This window comes from Candidatus Nitrotoga sp. AM1P (assembly GCF_013168275.1).
In the GTDB taxonomy this organism is placed as follows: Bacteria; Pseudomonadota; Gammaproteobacteria; order Burkholderiales; family Gallionellaceae; genus Nitrotoga.
On sequence record NZ_AP019547.1, the window covers coordinates 168,698 to 190,010 of the forward strand.

Genomic DNA, 21,313 nt, shown 5'->3' on the forward strand with positions numbered 1-21,313 from the left:
CTTCTTAATTCTTTCAAGAAGAAACATCATGTACCAGTTTCTTTGGTTTCAATTTTTGCGCGGCTCTTGCCCCAATTATGGGTGCGCTGATTCAGATGCCCACCATGCTTTGATGGTTAGTCAACAATTCCAAGTCTTGGTATGATTAGGTCTGAACTTTTTGAGTAAGAAGCCTTATGACTGACATAACTATCTATCACAACCCTGGCTGTGGCACTTCGCGCAACACGTTGGCGATGATTCGCGATAGAGGTATTGAACCGCGTGTTATCGAGTATCTGAAAACGCCACCTAGCCGTGCTGAACTGGTGACGTTGATCGCAGCCATTGGCAAGCCTGTGCGCGATGTGCTACGCCGTAAAGACACGCTAATTGAAGAGCTGGATCTGGATAATCCGAAATGGAGCGATGACGAACTAATCGATTTCATGATCGCAAACCCGATTCTGATCAATCGCCCGATTGTTGTAACACCCTTGGGAACACGTTTGTGCCGGCCATCTGAATCTGTGTTGGACATTCTGCCGCAATTGTAATGCTCAAATATATCGTCACATTTTAGTTAGGATTCCTTGACAATTGCCTGGGTTTCGCAGAGACTATAAACATGAAAACGAAACACACCTTACCTTGGGAAGACACCCCTGCAAAAAGCGAACGGATTGTCAGTGCCATTACGCGAATTGCTTCTGTGTTACGCAGCGGAGCGTGGCAATTTGCGACGACTGAAGGGCTCAACCCGACACAAGTGGATATTCTCGAAGCGCTGCGGTCACGACGAGCAGGTGTACGTTTATCATGGATAGCCCAGCATCTGGGCGTAACGGCCGCCAGCGCGAGTGACTCCATCACTTCGCTCACAGCTAAAGGATTAATTGAAAAGGGACGTGACTCTGAAGACGGACGCGCTGTGGCATTGAGGCTAACGAGATCAGGGCAAGACTTGGCTGCAAGGATTTCCAACTCGGTCAGTTTTGCGCACGAAGCCGCTTCTGATCTTCCTCAGTCCACTCAGGATGCTTTGTTTGAATCTCTTCTGGTATTGATTGGTAAGCTGCAGCAGTCGGATCGATTCCCTGAAATTCGCGCCTGCGTCACATGCAAGCACTTTGCAGTAAACAGGCATCCTGATTCTGAAACGCCACACCATTGTATGTTGGTCGATGCGCCACTTTCTGTGAGCTCGTTGCGTCTTGATTGTCCAGAACATGATCAGGCCCAAACAACCGTCGCCGTTCAAAACTGGCGGGAGCTTGAAGGTGTTTAAATGCCGCCGCCGCTTTGCGTTTTGCTCTAAAACTTGTTAACAACCGTGCGCAAATTGTCGATGCCGATGTCATCGAATTGGGAACGGTGGGGGTCAACGATGAACAGATCGTCGAAATCATGGCTCACGTCGTATTAAACATTTTTACCAACTATGTCAATTTGGCTTTTAATGTGCCGATCGATTTTCCTAAAATAAATCTACGCGTAGCTGACTAGCTGCCAGCTTTGCTGGGAGCGGCCCAGGCTCTCCCAGCAATACTTAATTTTTAATCAGGAATAATTGTATGCCGAACATCAACTCAGTAGCTCCAGAACTACAAGTATCTCAATGGCTCAATACATTACGTTCTATTACGCTTGCAGATTTACGCGGACGCGTGGTCGTACTGCACGCATTCCAGATGCTATGCCCCGGTTGTGTGTCACATGGTCTGCCACAGGCTGCGGCTATCCATGAAACTTTTCCGGCAGCAGATGTTGCCGTGATTGGTATTCACAGTGTCTTTGAGCACCACAGTGCAATGACACCCGTGGCTTTAGAGGCGTTTCTTTATGAATATCGTATCCGTTTCCCAGTTGCTGTGGATCGACCATCAACAACGGGCAACATTCCCCATACGATGGAAGCATTTAATATGAGGGGCACACCGACGCTGATTCTTTTGGACCGGCAAGGACGCATTCGACTTAATCATTTCGGCCGCATAGATGATTTGCGCGTTGGGGCAACGATTGGCCAACTGCTGAGTGAGACTGCGATCGATCCCAATAGCGATCAATATCAAGAGCCACCTGCTATAGGGCGCGACGGTTGTGATGGCGAAGAGTGTGCTATTTCTGAAAATCAGAGATAAGCGAGTGCATGAGTCGCCCAACTTTACCATCAATATTAAGTGCTCTGAAATGCGGAATGGCGATCTTAAACTGGCAGTGACGATCAATGCACCGTGTCAGCATTAGAACGCGAAGCTGTCAGAGCAAGTTCACAGAATTCTGCATACGCTCAACCTACCAAGAGTGCTGTCTTCGGGTCATAGATCACTTCGGTGATTGATCCATCCCGAATGCGCTGAACCGCTTCGTCAATCACATGGAGTGGCACCAGGAACCATTCCCTCGGCTTCACCGGATTTCCGAAGCGGTCTTCGATGGTCAAGTCGAGCTGTGCTGCGCCGAACAGTCGGTGGAAGACATTTTCCAGCCTGATGCGGTTCAGGTTCTGGAGTTTGTAGGTGGCGACCACCTCCACGTCGGCCAACAGATAGGTGGCATCCTTTTCTGCGCCTGCGATGCGGCTTTCCACCTTTCCGCCAGTCACGCCGATCTTGTGGATCAGCTCGCGGTGCTCGGCGACGAATGGATGGCTGGACAGGCTGCGCAGCACATAGATGGTTCCGGTTTCGATGTCGTCTGGCTCTAGCGCATCGCCAAATAGCGGCCCCATGTCTGGTTCGGTCAGGCGACGGCCGGTCTCGTCCTTGTAGAGCGCCCGCTCCAGAGAACGCCGTAGCAAGTTGCTTTCCGTGCCATTGGCATAGATCACACGCAGGCGGGCATCATTTCTTCCGTAGGCAGATTTGATGTTTTCGCCAAGTTCGGCAACATATGCAAGCAGCCCGCCAACGATAAAATAGTTTCCGCTGGCAATGCTGGTATCGCGTCCGAAGCGCAGCGTTATGCGAACGCCCACTTTCAGCTCCCGCTCCACCTGCTCAAACAGCGGTTGGAACTTGTCAAAATCCACGCACGGCGTACGGTCGGCGATTTCCTCAGCCGCACGCTTTTCAACGCTGGAACGTACATGGCGCAGCACAGTGATGTCGTTCTGGTCGGCGAGCTTATCGCCAATACCCAACTCGGCCAGCAAAGCGTCTTCGTCCAACTCACTCACCTCTACCTGAGTCGCTGCCACACCAGACAACAGGCCGGGGCCATCCAGCCCGGCCAGCAGGGTTTGCACTTCTGGCAACTTGCGTAGCTGATCCAGGCGCACGGCATACAGGCGCTCAAAGATGTCACGGCCCTCGCCATGCAGCGGAACACGCCCATTGGCCTGATGGAAGCGCAGGATGTCCTTGAAGCCAGCGATGATGCGTTCTTCGCGCGGGGTTCGGCTGAAGACCTTGAGCGGGGCGACTTCTATACCCAGCGCATCCAGCAGTGCGTCATCGTCCATTCCTGTGCTGAGCGCAGTCGAAGTATCAGCCATTGCCGGACTTTCTTTGCGCCTGTGCCGCCTTCGCTTGTGCGCGGTAGCGCGCTAGCGCAGCCACGCCTTCAGCCATGCGTTTTTCCCACGCATCGGCAGAATTGATATCCGGCAGACGGCCACGCTCGTTCTTGAACTGCAAGGCACGTTTTGCCAGCTCGCGGGCTTCGTCTTCGGGGATGCTGACTTTCTTGGCGGCAATGCTGGCCTGTACCTGACGCAGCGATTTCTCATCCATCGCTTTCGCCAGCACAGCATAAGCGGCGTCGAACGGATTGATGCGGTCGATCAAGTCAATATCCAGGTCACGCACATTTACAAACTTACGCACCCCATCCAGCAAGGCTGTGCTGCCTTGCGCCGTGCCGCTACCATTTGCATCGGCCTGGGCCAAGGCCAATTTGGCCTGTTGGGTGATGTTCATCGCAGCAATAGCGTGCTGACGGATGGCCTCCTGGTCAATATCGCTCAAGTCCGGATAACGCTCGCGCACGATCTTGCCCATGCGCAACTGGGTCAATTCTTCGGGCAGCGTGTTCTCCTTGTCAAACAAGCCGCGCTCCAGCGCGGTCTTGTCTTGTAAAAAGCTGGTAACGACCTCATTCAAGTCCTCCTTGCAGATGCGTGTAGCTTCCGGGCTTTGCGGAGTTACCAGCCCGTTGATCTCGACGTGAATCTGGCCGGTGTCTGTGTTCACGCCAATGTTGTGGCCGCCATCCTTGTAGCCTTCCTCGCCATAATTGAAGCCTTCCTTTGGGCCAATGTTTTTTGGCGTGAACTCATAGCGCGGCGCCAGCACTTGCTCCATCAGCAGGCTGGCGGAAATGGCCTTGAGCATGTCGTTCACCGCCTCGGCCACAGCGGCCTGTTCGGCTGCGGGTTCGGCAATCAGATTAGTGAAGCGCGATCGTTCCTTGCCCTCGGCATCACGGGTGGCGCGGCCAATAATCTGTACGATTTCGGTCAGACTGCTGCGGTAACCAATGGTCAGCGCGTGTTCGCACCAGATCCAGTCAAAGCCTTCCTTCGCCATGCCCAGCGCGATGATGATATCTACGTGGTCGCGATCGTTCTTCTGTGCCGGATCTTTCAACGCAGTGAGTACTTTGGAACGCTTGGCCGGATCGCTGTCATCTACCAGGTCCGCCACTTTCAGGGTACAGCCATCACTAGTCTGCACCAGATGGAATCCGGTGGCCGGATCAACGCCTTTCCATTCGCCCAAGCCGTGCAGGATTTCATTTACCTCGCGCTCCTTATCTTTGAGGCTTTCGCGGGCATTCACATTGGGAATGTGGACAATGGTTTTCAATGCCGGGTCTAATACCTTGGTGATGGCATCAACGTAAGGGCCGGTGTAGAAAAAGTAACCAATGTCCAGAGATTTGAGCCATTGATAGCCGTTGAGCTGCTCGTAGTAGGTGTAGGTGATCGTCTCGAACCGAGCTTCATCTGTCGGCCCCAACACCGCTTCGCTGTCACCACGGAAGTAGGAGCCGGTCATCGCCACCAGATGCACCTTGTCGCGGGTGATGAACGCGCCCAACTGACTGCCCAGCTTGTTGTCCGGGTTGCTGGAAACGTGATGGAACTCGTCGATGGCGATCAGGCGGTTGTCGAATGCCGCTATGCCCAGCTCCTCCACCGCAAAGCGGAAAGTGGCGTGAGTGCAGACCAAAATCTTATCGGTACTTTCCAAAAACTTGCGCATCGCGTCCACCTTAGACTTAGCCACGCGAGGCTCATCCACGCCGGGGGCATTGCACAAGTTCCACTGCGGCGCCACCTGCCAGTCCCAATAGAAGCCATATTGGTTCAGCGGTTCGTCGGCGAAGCTGCTGCCGATGGACCGCTCCGGCACCACGATGATGGCCTGCCGCAAGCCCTGATTGTTGAGCTTGTCCAGCGCGATGAACATCAGCGCACGGGATTTGCCCGAGGCCGGTGGCGATTTGATCAGCAGGTATTGTTCGCCCCGCTTGGCATAGGCGCGTTCCTGCATGGCGCGCATCCCTAGCGCATTGGCCTTGCTGGAAGCGCCAGTGCGCGCCGTAGTGATGGAAACCGATGGCACGGTATAGGCGTTGGTGGGATTGGCCGGGTTAGTCATTGTGAATTGTCCTCCGTGGTTATGTCGTCGCCTGCCAGTTCGTGCTCGATCTGCTCGATGCTGGGGCAATTGTGCAGCAGTCTGCTGCACAAATTTCCCATCCGGCTAGACCCAATAATTGTTCACTTTAGAAAAATTCCGTTCGCCCTGAGCTTGTCGAAGGGCTCCAGTTGCGAAGGGGTGGTTCGACAAGCTCACTATGAACGGTTAAGTGAACAGCATTACGGCTAGATCAATGAGTTAAATCCGGCTAATCCATTAGCCCGGCCATTCCTTGTCACCCTCGCGAAAGCGGGGGGCAGGCGGGAATCCAGCAAAATAAACTGCCCGTGAAGCGGACAAAACGAACCGCTTGCGGTAAGTTTGAGGAGCGGCCAAACCTTGAAATTGCGCGGCGAAAACCCCTTCATGTTGAGAAAGGCCGCGAGTTCAGGGTGGGAGGCGCTTCATTTATGCTCATCTTTGTCCTCAACCTCAAGACGCAGCTCCAAACGCGGAACATCGGCAGAAGTCGGGATATCTTCGCGCAGGGGGAAATCAGCAAAACGTCCCGCCAATGCCAAGCCATCGAACGCGGTTTTTGCTGCGTTCTTCCCGACACCGGTCATTATGACCAAACGCTGCTGTGCCTCCATGAATTCCCCTATCGGTAAATTTCGCGCCGGTTGCCAATCTGCACCACGAGCACGCGCAATACACCGTCCTGAATGTCGCAAATCACCCGGCAGTCGCCCACGCGATAACGCCAGAAACCACCCAGCGAGCCGGTCAGCGCTTTGCCTGAGTCGCGCGGATTTTCCCGTCCGGCGACCCGCTCATCCATAAAATCAACGATGCGACGCGCCGTCTGCTTGTCCAGCTTGCGTAGCTGCCCTTTGGCTGTCTCCGCATAATCAATTGTCCAGGCCAAGGTCTTTTCTCACGTCAGCAGCGGAATGCACCTGTTCTTGTCCCTTGCGGACACGCTCCAGCACGTCGGCGGCAAGATAATAGTCCTCCATTTCCTCGATGCCCCGCTCGATGATTTCGCGCAGGTAGTACGCCTTGGTGCGCCCGGTATGGGAGGCAAGGTAATCAAGCCTTTGCTCGATTTCAGGAGCAAGGCGAATCGAAGTTGCCATATTAAGAGTCTCCAGTTGAATGCGTGTATTCACTGTATCACAGCGCTATTATTTTGACCAGCCGTGGCCACCCTGCTTGCAACGCCGCTACTTGCGGCCTTTGCCCTGCTTGCCTGAACGAGCTGTCATTTTGGTATAAAGCTCAAACAGTTTTTCCAACCGCTCGGTGTCGTTCTTGAAGTGACGGCCGATGTAGATGCGCTCCAGCACTTCGTCGTTGCGTTCGTGGGCGCGGCGCAGATTCTCCGGCATGTTGTCCGGGTCGTACAGGTCGGCGATGGTGGCGGGGAAATGCGCTTCGCGGGCTAGCAAGATAGCTTCGGCGCAGGCAGTCAGGTCAGCCTTGTTTTGTTCGGTGAGCAGCGGCACGGGGAAGGTGTTCCAGCCGAGGGTGTTGGAGTACGAAAAATCCGTTCGCATCCGCACGCAGACTGTGCCAATCCAGACCCAATGCAGGCGTGAAGCAATCAGCGCCATGTTCCAGAGGGGGGCGTCGTAAAGGGCATACATTTTGTTAGTAACCGTTTGGTCACTGCTTAGCAAGCCGCACGGCAAGAAGGGGCGGCTTTCGGAAGAAATAGCGGCCACCCCTATCGTATGTCGCACCCCAATATTCATTTCCCGCATTTGATGCGCCCGCGCAGCCATTTGATTGGCACCGCTATCGCGACTCCTCAGCCGCATTGCTCGCACCTTTTCAATGCGCTGCCGAATGGCATCAATACCCATCGCTTCTTCGAGATGGACATCCTCAATCCACAGGCAATAGCGCTCCAGGCCGCGAATGAACTCTGCCGAGCCGTAGATACGGCGGATAAAACGGGCATGTTGTTCTGGTGTTAGGCCAAGTGCATCGACTTCATCTCTGGATAGCAGCAGATGACCGCCATCATAGGGCATGTTGCCACGTAACATTTCTGACAATTCACCCAAAGGGCGAGGTGCCTTTTCCACCATCACATTGGCTCCGGGCACCAGGTAGGCATTGATGTGCTCTACCTCCTTCACAACATCCACCGCGTCGCTCTTACCGCTATTGGCGATGGAATATAAGCTGCGCGGTGTTTTGCTTTGCGACGACAGTCCCAGGATCACCACGGTCACGCCCGCGTTATGGCTGGCCAGGTTGGCCCATTTGAACGAGGTGTGCGCAAATACGATCTTGTTGCCGGTATTGAAAACCAGCGGCCAAAGAATGGGGACTTGCTGTCCTTGACAGATGGAGTTGGTGGACACGAACGCAGCAGCAGCATTGGTCTTGGTGCCGTAATCGGCGGCTTTCATGAACCAGCCCGCCACATAGTCCAGCGACTTCCAGTTCTTGGTGCGGTTGGCAAAGATGGCTTGCAAATCCGCCTTCTGTTCGTCCGTCTGCCAAGTCGAACCCAGATACGGCGGATTGCCACAGATATATGTCTCGCCGCCTTCGTTCGCGAAGTCGATTTCCGTTTGATTGAGCGGCGTGCCGAATAAGTCATCGGCGAGCATTTTCACGCCCGTCCCCGTGGGCGGGCAGACACTCAACCAATCAAGCCTCAACGCATTGCCGCAAACAATCCAGTTCTGCGCATCCAGCGGCAAAAACTCCGCCAGCGCGTCCTTCTGTCCGCGATACAGCACATCGCACTGGAACTCAGTGATGATGAGCGCCAGACGGGCAATCTCCGCCGGGAAGTCGCGCAGTTCGATACCTCGGAAGTTGGTCAGTGGTATCTCGCTGCCCAAATGCGGCTCTCCCCGGCGGCGGTTGATTTCCGCCTCGATTTCGCGCATCTGTTTGTAGGCGATGACGAGGAAATTGCCGGAACCGCAGGCTGGGTCAAACACACGGATGCGCGCCATGCGCTTGCGCAGGTTCAGTAGCTTGATTTTGTTATCGCCCGCCTCTGCCAACTGCGCGCGCAGGTCGTCCAGGAACAGAGGATTCAGCACCTTAAGGATGTTGGGCACGCTGGTGTAGTGCATGCCCAATGCGCCGCGCTCTTCGTCGTCGGCCACGGCCTGGATCATGCTGCCGAAGATGTCCGGGTTGATCTGTTGCCAGTTCAGATTACCGGCATGGATCAGGTAGGTGCGCGCCATGCGGGTGAAGCGCGGCACGTCGGTCGTGCCGGAAAATAGGCCACCGTTCACATAGGGGAAGCCATTGGCCCAGTTTGGCAAACGGGGTTGGGCATAGTCGCGCTCGGCGACCTTGATGTTCATGGCGCGGAAGATAGCTTGCAGCACTTCGTGAGTGTTGCTGCCATCGCGCTCGCTCATTTGCTCGATGGTGTGGGTGAACAAGCCTTCGCCGTTGAAAATGTCGGTGTCTTCGGCAAAGAAGCAGAACACGAGCCGGGCCATGAAATGATTCATGTCGGCACGGCGCTCGTCTGTGGCCCAGTCCGGGTTTTCGCGCAGCAGTTCGACGTAGAGCTTGTTCAGGCGCCCGGTGGCGCGCACGTCGACGGGGTTGTCCTTGATCTCCTTGACGGTGGAGATACCGGCCAGCGGCAGGAAGAAGCCAAAATGGTTGGGGAAATCCGGATAGGTGCAGGCGATGGTTTCGCCACCGGCCAGATCTTCGGCTTCCAGGGTTTGCCCGTCGGTGGCGAGGATGAACTTGGCACGAGCTTTAGTGGTGGTCAGACTGGCGCGCAATGCCTTGAGGGAAGCACCCACGGTGCCGCTTTCACATACGGCGATATGGATGTTGTTGCGCTGAAGCACGCCACCAGGCACATCAGAAGTATTGTTGTTGCCAGTGCGCAGGCGTTTAAGGGCTGTGTCCTTATTGCCGAAAGCGGCCAGAAACTCAAACGGAAACTCTGTCGCATTGAAAGGCTGAAGAGCCAGTTCTGAAATGGCTTCCTCGATTTCTACTGCATTCATGGAGCATCTTGCCTGTGTGATTTTCCCCCGCTCGTATTCGACTGAGGTTCAGTGACTGACGTGGCACTGAGGGGCACCATTGTAAATGATTGTTTGTGAGACCTCGTAGTGTTTTACGATCTGGCTAACCGGGATGACTGGACGTATACCAGCCGCCCAGACAGCCCAATGGCACCGCGAAAGCAAGATCACCTTGCGCCAGCATGGTGTAGAAAAGAAACCTGCGCTCATCATCACCTCGGAAGAGTTGCTCAGTTTGCGGGAGAAGTTGCATCTGTCACGAACCGTATTCGCCCAGATACTTGCGCACTAACGAACGCACATTGGAAAACTGGGAACAAGGCGGAGCTAGTCCGAATGTCCAAGCTGCAATTTTGATCCGTATGGTTGAGCGCTACCCGGACACGGTTGAGCGTTTGTCTGCCATTTGATTACTGGCTGATTGGCACCTGCGCCAACATTTTTGCTGTATGGGCGCGGACAAGCGGCTCAATCTGCGGCCAGACGGTGCGCTGTGCCAAGCGGATGTCGTAATCGCTTTGTAGATCGAGCCAGATTTCCGGGGATACGCCGAAATACTTGCCAAGGCGCAATGCAGTATCGGCAGTGATCGAGCGCTTGCCATTCACAATTTCACTGATGCGATTGGGCGGTACACTTACATCTCTTGATAACGCATTGATGCTGACGCCCATGGGCTTCATGAATTCTTCCAACAAAATCTCGCCGGGCGGAATAGGATCGAGTAATTTTTGAGTCATAGTATTTTCCTTTAGTGATAGTCCACGATTTCCACATCATAAACATCGCTGTCTGACCACTTAAAGCAGATGCGCCACTGGTCATTGATGCGGATGCTGTATTGCCCTTTGCGATTTCCTTTAAGTGCTTCCAGACGATTGCCGGGTGGTTGCTTCAAGTCGTCGAGCGTTCGTGCGCGATGCAAATAAAGCAACTTGCGACGGCTAGGGCGTTCAATCGAACGAAATCGCGCAACCAGAATATCGTGGAACAGTTTTTCGGTGTCAGCGCATTTGAACGACTTAATCATGATATATGGTATGACGCATCGCGTAATATGTAAAGCGGCATGACCATAATTACCGCGCACGTGTAATGGTGTTTTTTCAGCTGGCTACGTCAGACTGCAGTGGGTTTGCTGACACAAAAGCGATGCTCTTAATGCAAGATCTCTTCACGGTCTTGCGAGGGCATGACTGTGGAGATTTTTTGGTGACTTGAGCAGGTCCAGTGACTGTGCAATTTATTTTGCAGCCACACTTTGATAAGTGACTGGTATGGCACATCACGAGAATTCGCTGCGGCTTTAGATGGAATCCAGAAGATGCTGGGGCAGCCGCAGTGAAATCGTTTTTGTCGTAGGCTTCAAGTTAGGTAGCACAACTCGTCGGGCTTCGTCCAATCTAAATAATTTGTGGAGTTGTGCTTTTCTTAAAAGCTTGCTCTTCCACCGCAGGGGCAAATTTTGAAATTGGTTTAACATGTATCTAGCCGAAATAACGCGAATTTTTTCATTCCGGCAGGACATGTCACTGTAAGGCTACGAGCAGATTTATGTTGCCACGCCCTGATCACGCAGATATTCCTCATACGTACCATGGTAATCGGATATACCTTGTGGGGAAATTTCGATAATGCGCGTAGCGAGTGAAGTTACAAATTCACGGTCATGACTGACAAATATCAGCGTGCCTTTGTATTCAGTCAGCGCGGTGTTGAGCGATTCGATGGATTCCATGTCAAGGTGGTTGGTTGGCTCATCCATCAACAATACGTTGGGTCTTTGCAGCATGAGTTTGCCGAACATCATGCGTCCTTTTTCGCCACCGGACAGCACCTTTACACTTTTTTTGACATCGTCGCCGGAGAACAGCAAACGTCCGAGAACGCTGCGTACCTTTTGATCGTCATCTCCCTCGCGTCTCCAATATGTCATCCAATCGGTAAGGACCTCATCTTTGGCGAAGTCATGCGCGTGATCTTGTGCGAAGTACCCGACGTTGGCCTTGTCTGTCCATTTAATGGTGCCGTTATCTACTTCAAGATCGCCCGCCAGGCAGCGTAGTAACGTAGTCTTGCCAATACCGTTGGGGCCGATAATGGCGACGCGCTCACCGGCCTCAACACGGAAATTAAAATTAGAAAATAACGGGCGATCAAAACCTTTGCTCATCTTTTGCACTTCTACCGCAATGCGATGTAGTTTCTCGCGCTCATCATAGTCAAAGCGGATGAAGGGGTACTGGCGGGTAGATGGCTTAATGTCTTCGATTTTGATTTTGTCGATCTGTTTCGCCCGGGATTGTGCCTGGGTTGATTTGGATGCATTCGCCGAGAAGCGTGCCACGAAGGCTTTTAGTTCAGCGACCTTCTCCTTGGCGCGGGCGTTGTCGGTGGCGAGTTGCGTGCGCACGGTCAAGGAGGCAAGCATGTAATTGTCATAATTGCCGGGAAAAGTGGTGATTTTGCCGTAGTCCAGATCGGACATATGGGTACACACACTGTTCAGGAAATGGCGATCATGCGAGATGATCACCATGGTGCTTTTACGGGCGTTCAGCAAGTCTTCCAGCCAACGTATGGTGTTGATGTCGAGGTTGTTGGTCGGTTCGTCCAGCAACAAAATTTCAGGATCGGCAAATAGTGCTTGAGCTAACAGTACACGTAATTTAAAACCGGGTGCTATCGCACGCATCGGCCCATTGTGCAGCTCCTGGGGGATTCCGACACCGTTCAGTAATTCGCCCGCGCGCGCTTCGGCCGTGTAGCCATCGAATTCGGCGAATTTCGCCTCAAGGTTGGCGGCGTGCATGTAATCTTCTTCGCTGGCATCCGGGTTTGCATAGATGGCATCGCGCTCCACCATGACTTCCCACATTTCGGCGTGTCCCATCATCACTACTTCTGATACGGTATTGTCCTCAAAGGCGAATTGGTCCTGGCGCAGCTTGCCGAGGCGTTCGCCCTTGTCCAGCATGACATTACCGGAAGTTTGCGCCAGATCCCCGCCTAAAATTTTCATGAAGGTGGATTTGCCGCAGCCATTTGCGCCGATCAGGCCATAGCGATTGCCATCGCCGAATTTTACAGAAACGTTTTCGAACAGCGGCTTGGCGCCGAATTGCATAGTGATATTAGCGGTAGATAACATGGCGTACTCAAAAAATTAAGGCGCACATTCTACCATGTGTGCGGCTCACACCGGTCAGGGCGGCTGGGCTACAATGCCCGCTTTGCATTTCTTCTTAATAGTCCATATATTAAAGACACTATGATTCCACATCTTACTACTGCCCTAAATGGTCCACTGCTTGATCTTGAACGGCGGATGCTCGACGCACAGCCCACTATCGAGCACTGGTTTCGCTCGCAATGGGCAGAGCGCACCATTCCGTTTTACACCTCGGTGGATTTACGCAATAGTGGTTTCAAGCTGGCACCGGTGGATACTAATTTGTTCCCGGGCGGCTTTAATAACCTTAATCCGGATTTTTTGCCGCTGTGTGTGCAAGCTGCACAAAGCGCGATTGAAAAAATTTGCCCGGAAGCTCGCGGTGTACTACTGATTCCCGAGAATCACACACGTAACACGTTTTACCTGCAAAACGTGGCTCAGCTCGCTCTGATTCTTAAACGGGCGGGTATGAATGTGCGTATTGGCACCATGTTGCCGGAAATTACTCAGGCCACCAAACTGGCATTGCCCAATGGCAGCGCACTCACGCTGGAACCTTTGCAGCGTAAAGGAAATCGTTTGGCGCTGGACAAATTCGACCCCTGCGTGGTGCTGCTCAATAATGATCTTTCCGCTGGCGTGCCGGACATACTGAAAGATCTGGAGCAGACCACGCTGCCACCGCTGGCGGCGGGTTGGACCACGCGGCGGAAGTCGCAGCATTTTAGTGCCTATGACCGCGTTGCAGCCGAGTTTGCCAAGTTACTCGACATAGATCCCTGGCTGATTAATCCCTATTTTGCTAGCTGCGGCCAGGTTGATTTTAAGCAGAGTTCCAGTGAGGAGTGTTTGGCCATGCATGTGGACAGTATTTTGCAGAAAATGCGAATGAAGTATGCTGAATACGGCGTCAAGGAAGCTCCATTTGTTATCGTCAAGGCCGATGCTGGCACGTATGGTATGGGTATCATGACGGTGAAAGACGCCAGCGAAGTGCGGAGCCTCAACCGCAAACAGCGCAACAAAATGGCCGTGGTGAAAGAAGGCATGCACGTTTCCGATGTGCTGGTGCAGGAAGGTGTCTATACCTTTGAGAGCATCAATGATGCAGTAGCCGAGCCAGTGGTGTATATGGTCGATCATTTCGTGGTGGGCGGTTTTTATCGCGTGCATACCGGGCGCGCCGTGGATGAGAATCTCAATGCACCGGGCATGCACTTTGTTCCGTTGGCGTTCGATACCAGCTGTATTTTGCCAAATCCGGATTGCGCACCGGACGATATGCCGAACCGTTTCTACGCATATGCTGTCGTGGCCAGAATTGCACTGCTGGCGGCGGCATTAGAACTGGAAGAAATGGAAGCTTGATTTAAGTCTACTGATTGTTTTTTCTTGTTTTATGTCTAGGAGTTTGAAGTGATCGGAATTTTATTGATAACCCACAATGGCCTCGGTGATAGCCTGGTGGATTGTGTACGGCATGTCATGGGCGATGTGTCGCTTAATTTGAGGGTATTGTCGGTTCTGGCAGATGACGATCCTCAGCGTAAAGAAGAGGAAGGACGGGAGCTCATGGCGCAATTGGACACAGGAGAAGGTGTGTTGATGTTATCCGACCTGATCGGTGCGACCCCGTGCAATATCGGACGGCGGCTGTTTCAGCCTGGCCGAGCGGTCGGTGTGGCGGGAGTAAACCTGCCTATGTTGTTGCGCGCAGTTTGCTATCGCCACAAGCCGCTGGCCGAAGTCGCTCAGAAGGCATTGGAAGGGGGCCGTGAATGTATTGTTTTAATGGATACGGATGAGGGATGCCATGTTGAATCAAGATGCACTAATCATTAACAAGCTGGGGCTGCATGCGCGTGCTTCGTCCAAGCTGACACAACTTGCTTCAAAGTTTCCCTGCGAGGTATGGATGTCACGTGCGGGTCGGCGTGTGAACGCAAAAAGTATTATGGGTGTAATGATGCTGGCCGCTGCCAAAGGAAGCACCATTAACATTGAAACCAGCGGCGACAAAGAGAGAGAGGCGATGGATGCAATCGTTGCTCTGATTAATGATTATTTTGGAGAAGGTGAATGAGTTTTACCCTGCATGGCATTCCAGTCTCCAGTGGTATTGCCATCGGCCATGCTCATCTTCTTTCGCACACCGTATTGGAAGTTGTGCACTATGTGATGCCTAAATATCTGGTGCATGAAGAAATTGCGCGCTTCGACGCTGCAATGGAAAGCACGCGCCAGGAACTAGCCGGATTGCGCAGCAATCGTCCGCTGCATGCCGCTGCCGAGTTCGATGCTTTTCTCGATCTGCATTTGATGATTTTGGCCGATGAGCACATCGACCTGGCATCGCGCAAAATGATAGAGCGCGAACAATGCAATGCAGAATGGGCGCTCAAGATACAGATGGATGCTTTGGTAGCTCAATTCGAGGCGTTTGACGATGTCTATCTGCGTGAGCGTAAAACTGACGTAGTGCAGGTAGTAGAGCGCGTGCTTAAGAAGCTTACCGGCCAGCCGGGTTATGTGCCGCCTGCCACCCTGCCGGGCGTGAAAATGATTTTGGTAGCGCACGATATTAGTCCGGCTGATCTGATCCAACTTAAGCCGCACCAATTTTCCGCCATCCTTACCGATTTGGGCGGTGCCACCTCGCACACCGCTATCATAGCCCGTGGTCTGAGTACGCCCTGTGTGGTGGGTTTGCATCGTGCGCGCCAGCTGATGCGTGAAAACGATCTGCTCATCGTGGATGGTGAGCAAGGTGTTGTTATTATTAACCCGGATGAACAAGTTCTTGTTCAATACAAACTGTTTCAGAACCAATGGGAAGAAAAACGGAAAAAACTTAAGTGTCTCAAATCCACGCCTGCTATTACATTGGACGGTACTGCTATTGAGCTGCACGCGAATATTGAGCTTCCCCACGACTTGGCGGAAGTTTATGACAATGGCGCTACTGGTATAGGCTTATTTCGCAGCGAATTTTTGTTCCTGAATCGTGATGTCCTGCCGGATGAAGAAGAACAATTTGTAGCTTACCGCGCTGTGGCAGAAGGAATGAAAGGACTGCCCGTAACCATTCGTACCTTTGATCTTGGTGCTGACAAACAACTTAATGGTGCACAACGGGTTGCCAGCAACCCCGCATTGGGGTTGCGCGCTATTCGGCTGTGCCTGGTTGAGCCGCAATTATTTCGTACTCAATTACGTGCCTTGCTACGCGCTTCGCACTATGGCAACGTAAAAATACTGATACCTATGCTTTCCGGTGTGTCGGAGATTAACCAGACCCTGCAATTCATCGGTCATGCCAAGCAAGGCCTGGATGATGAGGGTATTCCCTATAATCGTGAGATACAAATTGGCGGCATGATAGAAATTCCTGCCGCTGCTCTGGTGCTCGACGTGTTTATCAAGAAGCTGGATTTCCTTTCCATCGGTACCAACGATTTGATTCAGTATACGTTGGCAATAGACCGAACAGATGAAGAGGTAGCTCACCTGTATGATCCGTTACATCCCGCTGTTTTATACCTGCTGGCGCACGTTATTGGTAATGCCAATAAGGCGGGCATTCCAATTTCGGTATGCGGAGAAATGGCCGGTAATGCCGACTACGCTCGTCTGCTGCTCGGTCTCGGCTTGCGTCACTTTTCCATGAATCCAGCGCAGCTGCTCAGTGTGAAACAGCGCGTACTTAACACAAGCCTGCCAGAGCTTGTTACGCTGACGCAAAGAATATTGCGTGCGAACGATCCGTTAAAAATACGCGGGTTGCTGGAAAAATTGAACGCTGCTCAATAAGTTAAGCAAAAATATTTAATCATCGAATTTCTTCAGCTTGAAGGGGAGCCACACCAGCACGAATTACCGCTTCATCAAGGGCGGGCGAACAAAGCTCGATGAAACGGTATGCAAAGTTGCGCAGATAGTGTCCGTGCCGCAAAGCGATATAAGTAACGTTCTTGCCAAACAAGTGTGTGCTGTCGAGCAAACGAAGCCCAGTATCCTTGGATGGATTGAATGCCATTGAGGCAATGATCCCAATGCCCAGTCCCAGTTCTACATACGTTTTGATTACGTCCGCATCCAGTGCCGACATGACGATGTCTGGCTCCAGCCCCGCCGCAGCGAAGGATTGGTCTATTCCGGCCCGTCCGGTTAGGCCATCGTGGTAGGTGATGATGGGATATTCTGCAACAGCCTCCAGCAAGATCGGATGAACACTCTCTAACGGATGTCCGACAGGCACAATGACCGCATGGTGCCATGAATAATAGGGAAATATATCGAGCCCGGTAACATCGGAAAGTCCTTCAGTGGCCACGCCTATGTCTGCCTGGCCATCCAGCAGCATGGAAACTATTTCATTAGGGCTGGCCTGGTGTAGTTTTAGATGTACCTTGGGAAATGCTTGCTTGAAGTCTGTCACTACTCGAGGCAGGGCGTAGCGCGCTTGGGTATGCGTGGCAACCAGGGTAAGGCGACCTTCATCACGTCCGCTATATTGGTTAGCCAAATTCGTTATATTTTTCGCATCCAATAGAATACGATTAACAATTCCTACCAGCTCACGTCCCGGTTCGGTTAATCCCAGCAGCCGTTTACCCTTTCGCACGAATAACTCAATGCCCAGTTCATCCTCCAAATCCTTGATGTGTTTGGAGACGCCTGACTGAGAAGTGAACAGCGCGTTAGCCGCTTCGGTGAGATTGAAATTACTTGCGACCGTTTCGCGGATAATGCGCAATTGTTGAAAATTCATGACTTCCTCCGTTATGCTTCGAACACCTTAATCTGGCGGGGTCGGATGAACACTTCGTCACCTACAGCCACAGGGGTGAGGTTGAAACGTTCGCGATTGAGCTCGATCTCCACCACTTCACCATCTTGCCCGATTGCTGTTTCCAGTCGTACCACCGACCCGATGGCGCGCACTTGCTTTACCACTACCGGCAGGGAAGATTGCTGCGGTATCAGACTGATGTCAATGTCATGCGGGCGTACGTAGGCTACGGCATCGCCTTGTTGTTGCGTCCAAAGAGCATGAGTCCGGCTGTGAAATAAATTCACATTGCCGATGAATTGATACACGAAAGGTGAGGCAGGATTGGCATATACGTCATCGGGTGAACCCACTTGTTCAATGTTGCCTTTGTTCATTACCACGATGCGGTCTGCCACTTCCAGGGCTTCTTCCTGATCGTGAGTGACGAATACGCTGGTGATATGAAGTTCGTCATGTAAGCGACGCAACCAGCGGCGTAGTTCTTTGCGAACCTTGGTATCCAGCGCGCCGAATGGCTCATCCAGCAGCAAAATTTGTGGTTCAACTGCCAATGCGCGTGCCAAAGCGATGCGTTGTCGTTGGCCTCCGGAAAGCTGTGCTGGATAACGATCCGCCAGCCAATCGAGTTGCACCAGTTGTAACAGCTCATGTACGCGGCGCTTAATCTCGGTTTCGTTGTGGCGTTCCTTTTTCGGCTTCACGCGGAGACCGAAAGCAACATTTTCGAACACGGTCATGTGGCGGAACAGCGCGTAATGCTGAAACACGAAACCGACATTACGTTCACGGGCATCGCGCTGATCAACGTCCTTGCCATGAAAAAGTATTTTGCCGGAATTCTGTACATCCAGTCCGCCGATAATGCGCAGCAACGAGGTTTTGCCACATCCAGAAGGGCCCAATAACGCAAGCAATTCGCCACTATTTACTTCGAGATTGATGTTATTTAGTGCAGTAAAATTGCCGAATTGCTTATTCAAATCCTGAATAGTGATGCTCATTCCGTTTCTCCATGAGGAAGTCTGTCGCCATTGCTCTTGACCTTAAATTCGACGATTGACTTGGCGAGCAACGTAACCAACGCTAATAAGGCCAGCAGTGAGGCCACGCTGAAAGCTGCAACAAAGTTGTATTCGTTGTAAAGAATCTCTACGTGCAGCGGTATGGTGTTGGTCATACCTCGAATGTGCCCGGACACCACTGACACCGCGCCGAATTCACCCATCGCACGGGCATTACAAAGAATCACACCATACAGCAGACCCCATTTGATGTTGGGCACGGTGACGCGCCAAAAGGTTTGCCAGCCGGAAGCGCCTAGCGATACCGCCGCTTCTTCCTCTTCTTTGCCTTGTGCCTGCATCAGCGGAATTAACTCCCGTGCAATGAAAGGAAAGGTAACGAAAATGGTGACCAACACGATGCCCGGCACAGCAAAAATAAGCTTGATGTCATGTTCCTGCAGCCATGGCCCGAACCAGCCCTGCGCGCCGAACAGTAGTACATAAATCAGGCCGGACACTACCGGGCTGACGGCAAACGGCAGATCAATCAGTGTGATCAATACACTTTTTCCGCGAAATTCGAATTTGGCAATAGCCCAAGCCGCCGCAACCCCAAACACCAGGTTGGCTGGCACCGCAATAGCGGCTGCAATCAAGGTTAATTCGATAGCTGACCACGCATCCGGGTCTTGCAATGCTGCCCAGTAAAGAGTCCAGCCTTTGCCCAGCGCTTCGTAGAACACAGCAAATAACGGTATACCGAGAAAAAGCACCAAATATGACAGCGCAACAGTGATGAGTACCAGCGTCACCGCTTTGGATTCATGCGTGGCGATTTTTCGATTGTTAATCAATTGATGAGGTGAAGACATTATCTAATTTCCCGGCGGTTGCTCCACCATTGCAAGCCATTGATAGCCAATAACAGAGCGAATGAAATTATCAGCATGACCAGGGCAATTGCTGTGGCGCCTGCATAATCGTATTGCTCCAGTTTGGCGACAATTAGCAATGGCGCGATTTCTGAAATGAACGGCATGTTGCCCGCAATGAAAATGACTGAGCCATATTCACCAATCGAGCGAGCGAAAGCTAATGCGAAACCCGTCAACAAAGCGGGATATATCGAAGGAAAAATAACTCGACGGAATACATCCCAGCGACTTGCACCCAGGCTCGCGGCTGCCTCTTCTATTTCGGCCTCAACATCAGCCAATACTGGCTGTACCGTGCGCACCACAAAGGGTAAGCCGATGAAAGTGAGCGCCACCACTATGCCAAGCGGGGTGTACGCTATTTTGATGTCATGCTCGGCAAAGTAGTGGCCGATCCAGCCATTAGGCGCATACAGCATGGCTAGAGTGATGCCCGCTACCGCGGTAGGCAAGGCAAATGGCAAATCTACCAACGCATCCACTAGGCGCTTGCCGGGGAAGGTATAGCGCACCAGTACCCATGCAACCACCAGACCAAAAATGGCATTTAGTACCGCAGCAGCAAAGGACGCGACAAAGGTGACACGCAGCGAGGCTAGCACTCGATCGCCTGTGGCCACTTCCCAAAAACCGTCCCAGCCTAGTGTCGCTGTTTTGAAGAACAGTGAAGATAGCGGGATCAGTACGAGCAATGAGAGATACAAAAGTGTGAAGCCAAGTGCCAGATTGAATCCCGGCAACACGCTGTGCGCTTTGAATGGCGCCATCAAATTATCCTTTAATCAAATCAGTCATGCAGTGTATAGACGCCAGGAACATAGTAAAAATCATAAATTCAGCTTTGCTTATCGTATTTGGGAATAAGCACGGTATGTAGAGATGCAATACTTAACAGAATCTAAAAGCGTCAAAGACATAATTCCTTTCTATTTTCATTAAAGCTTGCTATTCTGTCTGTCTATAAATAGAATGATTCTCATTATCAAATTACGATGAATAGATATGAATATTCCTCCAATGCCAGAATAGATTGCTTGAGATAGTGAGCAAACCTTCAACAAAATAAAAATAGATAAGGAAAAATATCATGTCATCAAGAATCAAAATAATGTCATTGCAAGCTGTAGCAATCGCCGTGCTAGCGGCGCTCGTCTATATAGCATTCACAAGTCCTGCGAATGCCGCAGCTGAGACAAAAGATAGCCAGACCGGGCGGCATACGAGCAATCTTACTAAAAATAAAAGCGAGCAGAGTTACTCGTCCAACGGATATGGAATGCACGGCGGTAGTCCATCACCAACAAAAATTACTGATCCGTACTCACCGTATGGCAATCCTTACGGTAACGCACCGACTAACAATCCTTACGCCTTACAGGTACCTGCTAATAACAAGTCAAAATGAACTGTCAACGTTTGAACAGGAAATGTAATGTCGCTTGAATTTATGCTTCAAGAAATGTTGCAACAAATTCGAGTTCGGGGCGGCGCAGAAACACATGTCGACGCATATTTGACTGAATGGCGCAGTGCTATTAAGAATTTTGGGAAACCTTTACCATGTCCCATTTGTTTTTTGAAAGGTGCGATTCAACGCTTAAACCATCTTGATGACGAAAAGGGCGTGGGTAAAGTCAGATGCACATGTTGTCGTAAGTATTTTGTATTCATAAATACAATGTAACGATCCACAAGTAATTTGGTAAACCTCGTTTATTCTCATTAAAGCTTGCAATCTACTTCATCGCCGCTTAAGAAATATAAGTCCGTCTATCTTCACGAAAACTTGAAGCCATTTTC

At 51.8% G+C, this 21,313-nt stretch carries 25 protein-coding genes; 11 read left to right on the top strand and 14 right to left on the bottom strand.

Annotated features, from left to right (window positions below):
• Positions 1 to 176 precede the first annotated feature (176 nt).
• From arsC to W01_RS00790, 4 genes are all read left to right on the top strand, one after another.
• The gene (gene arsC / locus W01_RS00775; protein WP_173051766.1) at positions 177 to 536 is read left to right on the top strand and encodes an arsenate reductase (glutaredoxin); all 360 of its coding nucleotides are present in this window, start codon (positions 177 to 179) and stop codon (positions 534 to 536) included.
• 71 nt (positions 537 to 607) lie between these two features.
• Positions 608 to 1,267: a MarR family winged helix-turn-helix transcriptional regulator gene (locus W01_RS00780; protein WP_173051767.1), complete on the top strand. Its 660-nt coding sequence runs from the start codon at positions 608 to 610 to the stop codon at positions 1,265 to 1,267.
• A gap of 14 nt (positions 1,268 to 1,281) precedes the next feature.
• Positions 1,282 to 1,485, top strand: a complete 204-nt coding sequence (locus W01_RS00785) for a hypothetical protein (protein WP_173051768.1) — start codon at positions 1,282 to 1,284, stop codon at positions 1,483 to 1,485.
• Between the two features lie 68 nt (positions 1,486 to 1,553).
• The gene (locus tag W01_RS00790) at positions 1,554 to 2,123 is read left to right on the top strand and encodes a redoxin domain-containing protein (RefSeq protein WP_173051769.1); all 570 of its coding nucleotides are present in this window, start codon (positions 1,554 to 1,556) and stop codon (positions 2,121 to 2,123) included.
• Positions 2,124 to 2,272: 149 nt separating this feature from the next.
• Here W01_RS00790 and W01_RS00795 read toward each other — a convergent pair whose 3' ends face one another.
• From W01_RS00795 to W01_RS00820, 6 genes are all read right to left on the bottom strand, one after another.
• Positions 2,273 to 3,478: a GIY-YIG nuclease family protein gene (locus W01_RS00795; protein ID WP_242006992.1), complete on the bottom strand. Its 1,206-nt coding sequence runs from the start codon at positions 3,476 to 3,478 to the stop codon at positions 2,273 to 2,275.
• Positions 3,471 to 5,588 carry a DEAD/DEAH box helicase gene (locus tag W01_RS00800; RefSeq protein WP_173051770.1) on the bottom strand — a complete coding sequence of 706 codons (2,118 nt, stop codon included), beginning with the start codon at positions 5,586 to 5,588 and terminating at the stop codon, positions 3,471 to 3,473. The genes W01_RS00795 and W01_RS00800 overlap by 8 nt, the downstream gene beginning before the upstream one ends.
• Before the next feature lie 446 nt (positions 5,589 to 6,034).
• Entirely contained in the window at positions 6,035 to 6,223 is a 189-nt protein-coding gene (locus W01_RS00805; protein WP_173051636.1) for a hypothetical protein, read from the bottom strand.
• A gap of 8 nt (positions 6,224 to 6,231) precedes the next feature.
• The gene (locus tag W01_RS00810) at positions 6,232 to 6,498 is read right to left on the bottom strand and encodes a type II toxin-antitoxin system RelE family toxin (protein WP_173051771.1); all 267 of its coding nucleotides are present in this window, start codon (positions 6,496 to 6,498) and stop codon (positions 6,232 to 6,234) included.
• Entirely contained in the window at positions 6,482 to 6,709 is a 228-nt protein-coding gene (gene relB / locus W01_RS00815; protein ID WP_173051772.1) for a type II toxin-antitoxin system RelB family antitoxin, read from the bottom strand. Before relB ends, W01_RS00810 begins: the two co-directional genes overlap by 17 nt.
• An 87-nt stretch (positions 6,710 to 6,796) precedes the next feature.
• On the bottom strand, positions 6,797 to 9,583 hold the full coding sequence (locus tag W01_RS00820; RefSeq protein ID WP_173051773.1) for a DNA methyltransferase: 2,787 nt from the start codon (positions 9,581 to 9,583) through the stop codon (positions 6,797 to 6,799).
• A 133-nt stretch (positions 9,584 to 9,716) separates the two neighbouring features.
• On the opposite strand from W01_RS00820, the gene W01_RS13800 reads away from it, so the two are divergent.
• On the top strand, positions 9,717 to 9,896 hold the full coding sequence (locus W01_RS13800; protein WP_198421311.1) for a hypothetical protein: 180 nt from the start codon (positions 9,717 to 9,719) through the stop codon (positions 9,894 to 9,896).
• 118 nt (positions 9,897 to 10,014) lie between these two features.
• Here the strand turns inward: W01_RS13800 and W01_RS00830 are convergent, their stop codons facing one another.
• The 4 genes from W01_RS00830 to W01_RS00845 all read right to left on the bottom strand — a co-directional run bounded on the left by W01_RS00830 (position 10,015) and on the right by W01_RS00845 (position 12,755).
• On the bottom strand, positions 10,015 to 10,344 hold the full coding sequence (locus tag W01_RS00830) for a HigA family addiction module antitoxin (protein WP_173051774.1): 330 nt from the start codon (positions 10,342 to 10,344) through the stop codon (positions 10,015 to 10,017).
• Positions 10,345 to 10,355: 11 nt separating this feature from the next.
• Complete coding sequence (locus W01_RS00835) at positions 10,356 to 10,634, bottom strand: type II toxin-antitoxin system RelE/ParE family toxin (RefSeq protein WP_173051775.1); 279 nt, start codon at positions 10,632 to 10,634, stop codon at positions 10,356 to 10,358.
• Between the two features lie 276 nt (positions 10,635 to 10,910).
• The gene (locus W01_RS14585) at positions 10,911 to 11,132 is read right to left on the bottom strand and encodes a CopG family antitoxin (protein WP_445082537.1); all 222 of its coding nucleotides are present in this window, start codon (positions 11,130 to 11,132) and stop codon (positions 10,911 to 10,913) included.
• A gap of 24 nt (positions 11,133 to 11,156) precedes the next feature.
• A complete protein-coding gene (locus tag W01_RS00845; RefSeq protein ID WP_173051776.1) occupies positions 11,157 to 12,755 on the bottom strand; it encodes an ABC-F family ATPase in 1,599 nt (532 codons plus the stop codon).
• A gap of 120 nt (positions 12,756 to 12,875) precedes the next feature.
• On the opposite strand from W01_RS00845, the gene gshA reads away from it, so the two are divergent.
• From gshA to ptsP, 4 genes are read left to right on the top strand one after another with little or no spacing between them, the layout of a single operon-like run.
• Positions 12,876 to 14,147: a glutamate--cysteine ligase gene (gshA, locus tag W01_RS00850; RefSeq protein ID WP_173051777.1), complete on the top strand. Its 1,272-nt coding sequence runs from the start codon at positions 12,876 to 12,878 to the stop codon at positions 14,145 to 14,147.
• 48 nt (positions 14,148 to 14,195) lie between these two features.
• Complete coding sequence (locus W01_RS00855) at positions 14,196 to 14,621, top strand: PTS sugar transporter subunit IIA (protein ID WP_173051778.1); 426 nt, start codon at positions 14,196 to 14,198, stop codon at positions 14,619 to 14,621.
• Entirely contained in the window at positions 14,593 to 14,862 is a 270-nt protein-coding gene (locus W01_RS00860) for an HPr family phosphocarrier protein (protein ID WP_173051779.1), read from the top strand. The genes W01_RS00855 and W01_RS00860 overlap by 29 nt, the downstream gene beginning before the upstream one ends.
• Positions 14,859 to 16,589 (top strand): phosphoenolpyruvate--protein phosphotransferase, encoded by a 1,731-nt coding sequence (gene ptsP / locus W01_RS00865; protein WP_173051780.1) that lies wholly within the window; start codon positions 14,859 to 14,861, stop codon positions 16,587 to 16,589. The genes W01_RS00860 and ptsP overlap by 4 nt, the downstream gene beginning before the upstream one ends.
• Positions 16,590 to 16,608: 19 nt before the next feature.
• Here ptsP and W01_RS00870 read toward each other — a convergent pair whose 3' ends face one another.
• Genes W01_RS00870 through cysT form a run of 4 tightly spaced genes read right to left on the bottom strand, consistent with a single transcriptional unit; the run spans position 16,609 to position 20,280 of the window.
• Complete coding sequence (locus tag W01_RS00870; protein WP_173051781.1) at positions 16,609 to 17,550, bottom strand: CysB family HTH-type transcriptional regulator; 942 nt, start codon at positions 17,548 to 17,550, stop codon at positions 16,609 to 16,611.
• A gap of 11 nt (positions 17,551 to 17,561) precedes the next feature.
• The gene (locus tag W01_RS00875; RefSeq protein WP_173051782.1) at positions 17,562 to 18,575 is read right to left on the bottom strand and encodes a sulfate/molybdate ABC transporter ATP-binding protein; all 1,014 of its coding nucleotides are present in this window, start codon (positions 18,573 to 18,575) and stop codon (positions 17,562 to 17,564) included.
• On the bottom strand, positions 18,572 to 19,450 hold the full coding sequence (gene cysW, locus W01_RS00880; RefSeq protein WP_173051783.1) for a sulfate ABC transporter permease subunit CysW: 879 nt from the start codon (positions 19,448 to 19,450) through the stop codon (positions 18,572 to 18,574). Before cysW ends, W01_RS00875 begins: the two co-directional genes overlap by 4 nt.
• Positions 19,450 to 20,280, bottom strand: a complete 831-nt coding sequence (gene cysT, locus W01_RS00885) for a sulfate ABC transporter permease subunit CysT (RefSeq protein WP_173051784.1) — start codon at positions 20,278 to 20,280, stop codon at positions 19,450 to 19,452. Before cysT ends, cysW begins: the two co-directional genes overlap by 1 nt.
• 320 nt (positions 20,281 to 20,600) lie before the next feature.
• Between cysT and W01_RS00890 the strand changes: the two genes are divergently transcribed.
• The gene (locus W01_RS00890; protein ID WP_173051785.1) at positions 20,601 to 20,918 is read left to right on the top strand and encodes a hypothetical protein; all 318 of its coding nucleotides are present in this window, start codon (positions 20,601 to 20,603) and stop codon (positions 20,916 to 20,918) included.
• Between the two features lie 27 nt (positions 20,919 to 20,945).
• Positions 20,946 to 21,197, top strand: coding sequence for a hypothetical protein (locus W01_RS00895; RefSeq protein WP_173051786.1), 252 nt, complete (start codon positions 20,946 to 20,948; stop codon positions 21,195 to 21,197).
• The last annotated feature ends 116 nt before the right edge of the window (positions 21,198 to 21,313 follow it).

Excerpts from the sequence above, each read along its gene's own strand:
- W01_RS00790 (WP_173051769.1), top strand. The coding sequence starts at position 1,554 with ATGCCGAACATCAACTCAGTAGCTCCAGAACTACAAGTATCTCAATGG.
- W01_RS00795 (WP_242006992.1), bottom strand. The coding sequence starts at position 3,478 with ATGGCTGATACTTCGACTGCGCTCAGCACAGGAATGGACGATGACGCA.
- cysT (WP_173051784.1), bottom strand. The coding sequence starts at position 20,280 with ATGGCGCCATTCAAAGCGCACAGCGTGTTGCCGGGATTCAATCTGGCA.
- arsC (WP_173051766.1), top strand. The coding sequence starts at position 177 with ATGACTGACATAACTATCTATCACAACCCTGGCTGTGGCACTTCGCGC.
- relB (WP_173051772.1), bottom strand. The coding sequence starts at position 6,709 with ATGGCAACTTCGATTCGCCTTGCTCCTGAAATCGAGCAAAGGCTTGAT.
- W01_RS13800 (WP_198421311.1), top strand. The coding sequence starts at position 9,717 with ATGACTGGACGTATACCAGCCGCCCAGACAGCCCAATGGCACCGCGAA.
- W01_RS00835 (WP_173051775.1), bottom strand. The coding sequence starts at position 10,634 with ATGATTAAGTCGTTCAAATGCGCTGACACCGAAAAACTGTTCCACGAT.
- W01_RS00830 (WP_173051774.1), bottom strand. The coding sequence starts at position 10,344 with ATGACTCAAAAATTACTCGATCCTATTCCGCCCGGCGAGATTTTGTTG.
- W01_RS00845 (WP_173051776.1), bottom strand. The coding sequence starts at position 12,755 with ATGTTATCTACCGCTAATATCACTATGCAATTCGGCGCCAAGCCGCTG.
- W01_RS00800 (WP_173051770.1), bottom strand. The coding sequence starts at position 5,588 with ATGACTAACCCGGCCAATCCCACCAACGCCTATACCGTGCCATCGGTT.
- cysW (WP_173051783.1), bottom strand. The coding sequence starts at position 19,450 with ATGTCTTCACCTCATCAATTGATTAACAATCGAAAAATCGCCACGCAT.
- gshA (WP_173051777.1), top strand. The coding sequence starts at position 12,876 with ATGATTCCACATCTTACTACTGCCCTAAATGGTCCACTGCTTGATCTT.
- W01_RS14585 (WP_445082537.1), bottom strand. The coding sequence starts at position 11,132 with ATGTCCTGCCGGAATGAAAAAATTCGCGTTATTTCGGCTAGATACATG.
- W01_RS00780 (WP_173051767.1), top strand. The coding sequence starts at position 608 with ATGAAAACGAAACACACCTTACCTTGGGAAGACACCCCTGCAAAAAGC.
- W01_RS00895 (WP_173051786.1), top strand. The coding sequence starts at position 20,946 with ATGTCGCTTGAATTTATGCTTCAAGAAATGTTGCAACAAATTCGAGTT.
- W01_RS00805 (WP_173051636.1), bottom strand. The coding sequence starts at position 6,223 with ATGGAGGCACAGCAGCGTTTGGTCATAATGACCGGTGTCGGGAAGAAC.
- W01_RS00870 (WP_173051781.1), bottom strand. The coding sequence starts at position 17,550 with ATGAATTTTCAACAATTGCGCATTATCCGCGAAACGGTCGCAAGTAAT.
- W01_RS00890 (WP_173051785.1), top strand. The coding sequence starts at position 20,601 with ATGTCATCAAGAATCAAAATAATGTCATTGCAAGCTGTAGCAATCGCC.
- ptsP (WP_173051780.1), top strand. The coding sequence starts at position 14,859 with ATGAGTTTTACCCTGCATGGCATTCCAGTCTCCAGTGGTATTGCCATC.
- W01_RS00875 (WP_173051782.1), bottom strand. The coding sequence starts at position 18,575 with ATGAGCATCACTATTCAGGATTTGAATAAGCAATTCGGCAATTTTACT.
- W01_RS00860 (WP_173051779.1), top strand. The coding sequence starts at position 14,593 with ATGTTGAATCAAGATGCACTAATCATTAACAAGCTGGGGCTGCATGCG.
- W01_RS00820 (WP_173051773.1), bottom strand. The coding sequence starts at position 9,583 with ATGAATGCAGTAGAAATCGAGGAAGCCATTTCAGAACTGGCTCTTCAG.